Consider the following 9,264-nt stretch of genomic DNA (forward strand, 5'->3'; position numbering starts at 1 on the left):
GGGCCGTGCTGCGGATGGCGAAAAAGGACGTCGGTGTCTATCTGGACCGGCCGCTGGAAGAAGTCCTCACGATGCCGGAGGTCCAGCACGTCTTCGACAGCATCCGACTGGGCGCCAAGGTGCCCACACCGCCGGTGCTGATCGTCCAGGCCGTGCACGACTACCTCATCGATGTCGACGACATCGACCGGCTGGCTGATGCCTACTCGGCAGGTGGCGCCGACGTCACCTACCACCGGGATGCGTTCAACGAGCACCTGCTGCTGCATCCGCTCTCGGCGCCGATGACGCTGCGCTGGCTGCAGGACCGGTTCGCCCGCAGGCCGTTGAGCGATCATCTGGTCCGGACGAAGTGGCCGACGATGTTCAACCCGGCCACCTACGTCGGGATGGCTCGACTGGCGGTCATCGCCGGCAAGGTGATCAGGGGAAAGCGGGTGCCGCGCCGCCCGCTATGACGGCGTAGAAGTCGACACCTCCGCCGTTAGCGGATTCGCTGGGTCGACGGAAGGGTAGCCGCCGAGATCATCGCGTGCGGTTGCCGCGGCCGGTACCGCATACACCAGCGCGGCGGCACTCGCGGGCAGTAGCAGGGTGCAGGCGATCTGCAACGGACTGCGTCCGAAGAACACCGGCGGCGCCTCGGTGAAGTAGTACACCGGGTGGTCATGGCTCACCGGGACTGCGGCGAAATCCACTGCGCCATAACGCAGATGCACCAGCAAAGCGCCGACGCCGACGGCGGCCGCGGCGGCGATAACCATGCCGGCGCACAACCCGGTCACCATCGCCGGCCCTCGATGTGCCCGCCACTGCCATGCCAGCACAGCGGCCACGGCGGCGACGACGTTCAACAGCCCGAGCATCAGGAACGCGGCGACGAAAAATTTCTCGGGCTCGTCGCCGAGATAGTCGTGCAACCGGTCGCCGTCATGGGTCAGCGCCACCACCCCGTGAATCGGCGGGGCTATCCATGCCCACAGGCCACCGACGAGCACGCCAGCGATCAACAGCCCCGCCGCGATGACGAAAACTGCCCGCCGCCGCGAAGTCCGTGGCGGCGCCGGCAGATGCAGGCCGACCGGCGCGGTCATCGACGTGCGTCCAGGTCGGTCGAGTCCACCAGGCCGTGCCGCGAGCACTTGGCCCACCAGCCGTCGGGCCGGACCTGTACCACCATCCGGCGGCCGCACTCGGCACAGAACCGGGGTGGCTCCAGGCCGAGCTGGGCGGCGGTCGGGACCATGCTGCCGGCCGGATCGCCTGTATAGACGTTGTAGATGCCGGCGCCGACCGGCGCCGGCAGATCGTCGCGGACCATCAATTACGTTCTACAGGCTCGCGTTGAGCGCCTTGATCGGCATCTGCAGGTCGTCGAGCAGCTCCAGGTCGGCCTCTGCCGGGCGACCCAGCGTGGTCAGGTAGTTGCCGACGATCACGGCGTTGATGCCACCAAGAATGCCTTTCTTGGCGCCCAGGTCGCCGAGCGTGATTTCGCGGCCACCGGCGAAGCGCAGCATGGTGCGCGGCAGTGCCAGACGGAAGGCGGCCACCGACTTGAGCGCTTCGCTGGCCGGCAGCACCTCAAGATCACCGAACGGCGTGCCGGGACGCGGGTTCAGGAAGTTCAGCGGCACCTCATCGGGGTCGAGCTCGGCCAGGTTCGCGGCGAATTCCGCGCGTTGCTCGACCGTCTCACCCATACCGAGGATGCCGCCACAGCACACCTCCATGCCGGCCTCACGCACCATGGACAGCGTCTGCCAGCGCTCTTCCCAGGTGTGGGTGGTCACGACGTTGGGAAAGAAGGAGCGGGCGGTTTCCAGGTTGTGGTTGTAGCGGTGCACGCCCATCGCCGACAGCCGGTCAACTTGCTCGGCGGTCAGCATGCCCAGCGAACAGGCGATCTGAATGTCGACCGCATCGCGGATCGCCTCGATACCGGCCGCTACTTGAGCCAGTAGCCGGTCGTCGGGCCCGCGCACCGCGGCCACGATGCAGAACTCGGTGGCACCTGTCTTCGCTGTCTGCTTGGCCGCCTCCACCAGGCTGGGAACGTCGAGCCAGGCGCTGCGCACCGGCGAGGAGAAGAGCCCAGACTGGGAGCAAAAATGACAATCCTCCGGGCAGCCACCGGTTTTCAAGCTGATGATGCCCTCGACCTCGACCTCGGGCCCACACCAGGCCATCCGCACCTCGTGCGCCAAGGCCAATAATTCCTCGAGGCGATCGTCGGGCAGCTGAAGTACCCGAAGTACCTGCTCCTGGCTTAGTCCCTCACCACGCTCGAGCACCTGTTCGCGGGCCACGGTGAGGATGTCGGTGCTGTCGGTGCCGGGGGTTGGCCGAGTCGCCGCCTGAGTCACCAGCTACTCCTTATTTGTTGGGACCACGGTCGTGTCGGGTCGGAGCACGCGGACCGAAAAGCGACCCGATCTCGTCGCGGCCTCAGTGAACGGTGCCCAGGCTAGGCTAGCGGTGTGCACCTGCACAAACGTGATGTGGTTGCAGCGGCCGACGCGGGTACCCAGATCGGGAACCTCAGGAGTGATCGCAAGTGATTGATCCGCCGCACGTCGAGTACCTCGCACACCACTGGATCATGCTGGCAGGACCGGCGTTTTTGCCGGCCGTCGTCGTTGTCGGCGTCGTTCTGTACGTCGCCATCAGGGACCGGCGAGGCCATGATTCGTCCGACCGCACTTCGGCTGACGACAACCAGGATTGAACCGCTGCCAATCGGGGCATATTCGGCACCAGAAGCCAGTAAGTTGGCGTTCAGTGAACAAGTGTTCTTTATTGGCCTGAGGTCGAATACGAGAGGTGGCAGCCGTGATACTGACAGCTGTAGCGGAAGCGCCGCCGGCGCGCGGCGCCGGGCTGAGCCAGGTAATCGGTCTCTCGATCGCAGCGATGATCATCGGGGTGGTGATGCTGTACGTCGGCTGGGCGCACCGCACCCACCGGATCTCCTGGTTGACCACCGTCGCCGAGAAGATGGGCGAGAAATTCAACCGCCCAGCGTGGGTGGCCTTGCCGGTCGGTGTGTTCACCACGTCGATCATCTGTGCCCTGTTCGGCTTCATCTGGGATGTCAGCTGGCACATCGGCAACGGCCGCGACCCCGGGCCGTTAGCCAACCCAGCGCACTACTTCATCATCATCGGACTGTTCGGCATCTTCCTGGCAGGGATGCTTTCGATCGTTCTGCCGTTCGAGAAACCCGGTCCGGCCGCAGTTCGAATCACCAGCAACTGGTATGCGCCGGTTGGTGGTGTGCTGATGGCCGGCTGCGGACTGTACGCGATGACCGGATTCCCGCTCGACGACATCTGGCATCGGATTTTCGGCCAAGACGTCACGCTGTGGGGACCCACCCATTTGATGATGATCGGCGGCGCTAACTTCTCCCTTTTCGCGACTCTCATGCTGGAGTACGAAAGCAGGCGGGCGGTGCCGGATGCCGGCCCGGAGAAGTGGTTCGTCAAAGCGATGCGCTACCTGTCGCTCGGCGGGCTGTTCATCGGGATGTCGGTCTACCAGATCGAATTCGACTTCGGAGTACCGCAATTCCGGCTGGTGTTCCAGCCGATGCTCATAGCCGCGGCCGCAGCCATCGGAACGGTCGTCGCGCGCATCACCATGGGCAAAGGCGCGGCGATCATCGCGGCGCTGTTCGCGATTGCGCTGCGCGGTGGTGTGGCGTTGCTGGTCGGCCCGATTCTGGGCGCCCCGATCAACTGGTTCCCGTTGTATCTGGGCCCCGCTGTGGTGGTCGAGTTGATAGCGCTCACGCCGCTGTTCCGCCGTCCACTTTTGTTCGGCGCCGTCGCGGGTCTTGGCGTCGGCACTGTTGGACTGTGGCTGGAGTCGCTGTGGATCGGCGCGGTCTATCACTACCCATGGCCGCTGCCGCTCTGGCGTGAAGCACTGCCGACCGCGGTGCCGGTCGCGATTCTGGCCGGAGTGTGCGCGGCGCTGTTCGGCATGGTGCTAACCGGCCAGAAGTTGCCGAGCAAGACGTTCGGCATCACCGCTGTGGCGCTGACAGTCCTGGTGATCGGCGGCACGGTGGCCAACGGCCTGCACATCCACGTGCCGAAGGAGGATACGGCGACGATCACCTTGACCGACCTGCCGAGCCAACCGGGGCAACGCATGGTGTCGGCCGACGTGCGGATCAGCCCGCCCACCCTGGTGGGCGATCACCCGGACTGGCTGACGATCCTGTCCTGGCAGGGTCGGATGTGGAACGATCGCGGCCTGGCGATCGACCATCTCAAGAAGGTCGGCGCCGGACACTATGTGTCCACCCAGCCGATTCCGGTGTGGGGTGAATGGAAAACGTTGCTGCGCGTCCACGACGGCAGGATGATGACCGCGGTACCGATTTGGGCACCGGCTGACGCAGCAATTCCGGTGCCGGAGATTCCGGCGAAGGCGGTCAGCACGCGTCCGTTCGTGCTCGAGGTTTCGATTCTGCAGCGCGAACGCGATCCAAGCGTCCCGGCGTGGTTGTTCACCGCCGGCGGCATCGTGGTGCTGTGCTTCACGTTGATGGTGATCACCGCGCTAACCTGGGGCGCCGGCCGGATCAACGCCACTGAGACCGCGCCCAAGCAGCCCGTCGAGGAGCAACGGTCACACCCGCAGGCGGCGTGACCGTGATCCCTAGAGGTCTACTCGCCATCGCGGCGGCGATGGTGCTGACGTTGGGGCTTGTATCTTGCGGCGGTGCACCGAAATCCAGCCAACCCTCGGGTGCGGGTCTCGTCGTCAACGTCACCATCGCCAAGGGACAGGTCACGCCGAGCAATGCCACGCTGCAAGCCAGAGTTTCCCAACCAATTACGTTGCACGTCACCAGTGACGCCGTCGACGAGCTGCACGTGCATTCGGTGCCCGATCACAAGTTCCCGGTCGCCGTGGCGGCCAACCAGACGTTTCAGTTCACCGTCGACGTGCCGGGCAACGTCGACGTCGAGCTTCATCACCTGGACCGCACGATCGCCACGATCCAAGTGCGTCCGTGACCCGCGCCGCCGACGATGCAGAGTGGAGCGATGAGGAGGAGCGGCGCTCGTGACCGATGCGGCGGTCCTCGCACACGGTCTAGGCGGGTCGAGCGATCTTCCGGTCCCCTATGCCTATTCGGTGATTGGAGCCGCGTGGGCGTTGACGTTCACCTTTGCCTTGGTCGCGTTCGCGTGGCGACGGCCGCGGTTTGATCCACTCAAACCGGGCCGCCCGTTGCCGGAAGCAGTTACGGCACTGGTGGATTCGCGAGTCGCCCGCGGGATCGTGGCCGCCGCCGCGTTGTTGTTCACCGTCTGGGTGTTATTAGCCGGGTTGTGGGGACCGCAGACGCAGGCGAATGCCCTTCTCAGTGTGTTCTATGTGCTGCTGTGGGTGGGATTGGTCGCTGCTTCATTGCTTTTCGGACCGGTGTGGCGAGTGATTTCACCGGTGCGCACCGTTTATCTGCTGCTGCAGCGCATCACGCCACAACGCCTTGGCGAGCCCCGGCGGTCCTACCCGGAAGGCTGGGGGTATCGCCCGGCCGCAGTGGGCCTGTTCGCCTTTGTGTGGATGGAATTGGCCAGCCCGAACCCGGCGGCGCTGCCGTGGGTCAAATCGTGGTTGCTGATCTATGCCGCGGTGCTGCTGGTGGGTGCTTGGCTGTGCGGGCAACGTTGGTTCGCGCGCGTTGACCCGTTCGGGGTGTATAGCATGGCGGTTTCACGGCTTTCACCGTTTCGGCGTAACCCCGAGACCGGAAGAATTGCGATCGGCAACCCGTTCGATCATCTGCCGTCGTTGCCGATCCGGCCGGGCGTAGTCGCGATTTTGGCGGTGCTGCTCGGCTCGACAGCCTTCGACAGCTTCTCCTCGTCGGTAACTTGGCGCAACTTCGCCGACCCGTTGGCGAAAGCCATTCACGTTGTGCCGGTGACGGTGTCGTCATCGATGCTGCGCACCATCGGGTTGCTGTTCTTCATTGCCGTTGTGGCGACGACGTTTTCGCTTGCCGCCCGCGCGAGCGGAGGCATCGACCGCGAGCAGCGGCGCGGATTACCGGGACAGATGGCACACTCGCTGATCTCCATTGTGGTGGGCTACATCTTCGCCCACTACCTGTCCTATCTTGTGGAGCGCGGTCAACAAGCGGTGTTCGCCCTCGCCGATCCGCTCGGTCGAGGATGGAACCTTTTCGGGCTGGCGCACCTACACGTTGCCTATGTGCTGTCACTGCACCCCACGGTGCTGGCCGTGATCAAGGTGTCATGCGTGGTGACCGGCCATATCGTCGCGGTGATTGCAGCCCACGACAAAGCGCTGCGGCTGCTGCCCGCTGGCCATCAACTCACCGGCCAGCTCACCATGATGTTGGTCATGGTCGGTTACACGTTTACCGGTTTGTATTTGCTCTTCAGCGCCTAGACTCGGTCAGCCGCCTCTTAGCTGAGGAGTCTTTATGCAGGGCCGTTCGATGCTTCGCGTCTCCCTCGCCACCGGTGTGGCCATCACGGGTGCCAGCTTGATACCGGTCACTGCACCCAGCCCTGCCAGCCAAGCCCGCGATGTCGTGTTGACCAGCGGCGACACAGCGGATTCGGCGCTCGGGGGTGGCACCGCGTTCGTCATGGGCGGTAGCGGCCTTCCGATACCGCCGCCAAGCTACGTGGAGGCCGTCGACCGGCTATACCTAGAGCCGCGCGGATTCACCGGCACTCCGCAAGCGCTGGACACTCCCGAAGGGCTTTATCCGGTCACTGGGGTGCACAGCCTGCCGTTCGACACCTCAGCGGCGCAGGGGCAAGAGATTCTGGACGCTGCGATCTTGCACCAGATCGCTACCGGACATGTGGACGCCGCCAACCCAGTGGTCGTGTTCGGCCTCTCGCAGAGCTCCGTAATCGCCTCGACAACAATGACCGAACTGGCGAACCAGGGTGTGCCCAGTGATGACGTGCACTTCGTGTTGATCGGCGATGAAAGCAACCCCGACGGCGGAGTACTGGAGCGCTTCGACTTACCTGTCGGCTCAGACCCGAGCTTTCCCAGCCTTGGCTTCACGTTGACCGGCGCGACGCCCGCCGACCTCTACCCGACCGACATTTATACGCAGGAATACGACGGCTTCAGCGACTTCCCGAGATACCCGCTCAACCTCATCTCAGACCTCAACGCTCTGCTGGGCATCCCCTACGACCACGGCGCCTATCTGGGGGACACACCCGAACAGATCGCTTCGGCCATCCAGTTGCCGACATCGGCAGCAGACACCTTGACCAACTACTACATAATCCCGGACGACAGCCTGCCACTGTTGGACCCGCTGCGGCTGCTGCCAGTAATCGGACAGCCGCTTTACGATCTGCTAGAACCCGACGCGCGCATCCTCGTCAACCTGGGCTACGGGAGCATCACCGACGGCTGGGACCAGGGATATGCCGATATCCCGACAACGTTGGGGCTTTTCCCGACGAACCTCGACGGGGCCGCTGTCTCCACCGCATTGAGCAACGGCCTACAGCAAGGAATCAGCACAGCCGTCCAGGATCTGGAAAACCCCGCCAACTACCAAATAACGCCGCTGGAAGATAACCCGTCGCTCTTGACGCTGTTGACGGGCGCCTTCAACACCGGCTTGACCGACACCCTGCACCCGTCGCCGATGCAGCTTTTCGAAATTTTGAAAGAGGCGCTCGGCGGGGCGGCCAACTTCCCGATTTCGGACGCGACATTGCTGTCGTCGCCGACCGACATTGTCAACGATCTGACCGGCACCCTCGCAGCCGACTACGCGGCCCTGGTGCCGATTGCAGACACCGTCAATGCGCTCCTCACCAGCCTGCCCGCATACGACGCGAGCATGTTCGTCGACCAGATGGACGCCGGCAACCTGATCAACGCGATCGGTGACCCAATCGCCGCTGACGTGGTCATGCTTCCGTTCATTCTGTTGCTCGGCACCGCGGTACCCATCGCCGAAGCGACCGCAGGAACCCTCGTAAACTTGGTGGACCTGTTCCAGTAGCGGTCAGCCGATCAGGTGCTCGACGCGTTTGCTGCCGTCCCAACGGCGCAAAGCTGCGAAGCTGCCCCCAATCTCTGAGGGTCGACCCGCGATACGCAAGGCCCGCCCGAGCTGGCCTCCCGCAACTCGGCGGGCCAGCGTGACGTGCGCCGTCCACTGATCGGGCAGGCAATTCGGCATCGGGCCGGGCGTCAGATGCGGCCCGCAGATGCGGTGCACCTCAGCGTGCAATGCGAGTAGCTCGGCGTTCGGCACGATAAGCCGAGCCAGCACGGCGTTGGATCTGCCGAACAGCAGCGACGCCCCGACGGCACACCTCAGCGGAAGTCGTTGCGCCACCGACAGCAGCAGCGTGTCGACGTCCGGCGCGATCCGCTCGGCCACCGCCAGCGTCACGTGCGGACGACTGGCCGGCGCCTGGCTGGGTATGCCCGCCGCGGCCAGATCCGCCCAGATGCGACGGATCGCCGCCTCGGTGTCGCGGTCGAAGACCAACTCGATCGAATGAACCATCAGCCGACCAGCGCGGTTACCCATTCCCGGTCGAACGCGTGCGCGCTCATCGCGGCGAACTCGCCAACGTCCATCGATGCTGCACCGGCGGGCAACGCAGCGCGGAGCGGCGCCAAGCGCGCCAGCGCAGACCGGTTGGACGTCTCCACCACGCCCGGCCGGAGCGGCCAGGTACCGATCACCAGCCCAGCGCATGAAATTCCTTGTGCTGCAAGTGATTCCACTGTAAGCGCGGTGTGGTTGAGGGTGCCGAGCTCGGCGGTGGCCACCACCAGCACCGCGGCGCTCAAGTCGGCCGCAAGGTCGCGAAGCGTCACGCTCGCGTCGGCGAGTTCGACCAGTAGGCCCCCGGCGCCCTCGACCAGCGTCAACTGTCCCGGGCGGTCGAGTGTTCGGATGAGCTTCAGCACGTTTTTGCGGGTGGGCAATGACGTCCCGGCCTGCTCGGCGGCGGCCAACGGCGCCAGCGGCTGCGGGTAACGTGCCAGCCCGACCACCTTGGTCAGCCCCGATAACCGGGTCACCTCGGCGAGGTCGTCGTCACCGGCGTCGGTGCCGGTCTGCACCGGTTTGCACACCGCGACGTCGACGCCGGCCTGCCGCGCGGCCGACGTCAGGGCGGCGGTCGCGACGGTCTTGCCGACCCCGGTCCCCGTGCCGGTGACAAGCAGTACCGTCAACGCCGTGCCGCGCGAAGCACGTCGGTCAGC

At 64.9% G+C, this 9,264-nt stretch carries 11 protein-coding genes; 6 read left to right on the forward strand and 5 right to left on the reverse strand.

Going from position 1 to position 9,264, the window contains the following annotated elements:
- Positions 1 to 458: lipase family protein (locus WB785_RS06685; RefSeq protein ID WP_424077997.1), on the forward strand; the 458-nt coding region annotated here is incomplete at its 5' end.
- Here WB785_RS06685 and WB785_RS06690 read toward each other — a convergent pair.
- The 3 genes from WB785_RS06690 to bioB are packed head-to-tail and all read right to left on the reverse strand — an operon-like array spanning position 453 to position 2,366.
- Positions 453 to 1,094 (reverse strand): DUF2567 domain-containing protein, encoded by a 642-nt coding sequence (locus WB785_RS06690; RefSeq protein ID WP_424077998.1) that lies wholly within the window; start codon positions 1,092 to 1,094, stop codon positions 453 to 455. The two genes, WB785_RS06685 and WB785_RS06690, sit on opposite strands and share 6 nt — an antisense overlap.
- On the reverse strand, positions 1,091 to 1,321 hold the full coding sequence (locus WB785_RS06695; RefSeq protein WP_424078000.1) for a hypothetical protein: 231 nt from the start codon (positions 1,319 to 1,321) through the stop codon (positions 1,091 to 1,093). The genes WB785_RS06690 and WB785_RS06695 overlap by 4 nt, the downstream gene beginning before the upstream one ends.
- 10 nt (positions 1,322 to 1,331) lie before the next feature.
- Positions 1,332 to 2,366 carry a biotin synthase BioB gene (gene bioB, locus WB785_RS06700; RefSeq protein ID WP_424078001.1) on the reverse strand — a complete coding sequence of 345 codons (1,035 nt, stop codon included), beginning with the start codon at positions 2,364 to 2,366 and terminating at the stop codon, positions 1,332 to 1,334.
- A 191-nt stretch (positions 2,367 to 2,557) separates the two neighbouring features.
- On the opposite strand from bioB, the gene WB785_RS06705 reads away from it, so the two are divergent.
- From WB785_RS06705 to WB785_RS06725, 5 genes are all read left to right on the forward strand, one after another.
- The gene (locus WB785_RS06705; protein ID WP_424078012.1) at positions 2,558 to 2,728 is read left to right on the forward strand and encodes a hypothetical protein; all 171 of its coding nucleotides are present in this window, start codon (positions 2,558 to 2,560) and stop codon (positions 2,726 to 2,728) included.
- 110 nt (positions 2,729 to 2,838) lie between these two features.
- Positions 2,839 to 4,662, forward strand: coding sequence for a hypothetical protein (locus WB785_RS06710; RefSeq protein WP_424078007.1), 1,824 nt, complete (start codon positions 2,839 to 2,841; stop codon positions 4,660 to 4,662).
- 2 nt (positions 4,663 to 4,664) lie between these two features.
- A complete protein-coding gene (locus WB785_RS06715) occupies positions 4,665 to 5,033 on the forward strand; it encodes a hypothetical protein (protein ID WP_424078009.1) in 369 nt (122 codons plus the stop codon).
- Between the two features lie 49 nt (positions 5,034 to 5,082).
- Positions 5,083 to 6,441: a hypothetical protein gene (locus tag WB785_RS06720; RefSeq protein ID WP_424078003.1), complete on the forward strand. Its 1,359-nt coding sequence runs from the start codon at positions 5,083 to 5,085 to the stop codon at positions 6,439 to 6,441.
- Between the two features lie 34 nt (positions 6,442 to 6,475).
- Positions 6,476 to 8,041 (forward strand): PE-PPE domain-containing protein, encoded by a 1,566-nt coding sequence (locus tag WB785_RS06725; protein ID WP_424078004.1) that lies wholly within the window; start codon positions 6,476 to 6,478, stop codon positions 8,039 to 8,041.
- Positions 8,042 to 8,044: 3 nt separating this feature from the next.
- Here the strand turns inward: WB785_RS06725 and WB785_RS06730 are convergent, their stop codons facing one another.
- On the reverse strand, positions 8,045 to 8,554 hold the full coding sequence (locus WB785_RS06730) for a 2'-5' RNA ligase family protein (protein ID WP_424078005.1): 510 nt from the start codon (positions 8,552 to 8,554) through the stop codon (positions 8,045 to 8,047).
- The gene (gene bioD, locus WB785_RS06735) at positions 8,554 to 9,234 is read right to left on the reverse strand and encodes a dethiobiotin synthase (RefSeq protein ID WP_424078011.1); all 681 of its coding nucleotides are present in this window, start codon (positions 9,232 to 9,234) and stop codon (positions 8,554 to 8,556) included. The genes WB785_RS06730 and bioD overlap by 1 nt, the downstream gene beginning before the upstream one ends.
- Positions 9,235 to 9,264: the final 30 nt, after the last annotated feature.

The sequence above is a fragment of the Mycobacterium sp. genome, from assembly GCF_049585075.1.
Classification (GTDB): domain Bacteria; phylum Actinomycetota; class Actinomycetes; order Mycobacteriales; family Mycobacteriaceae; genus Mycobacterium.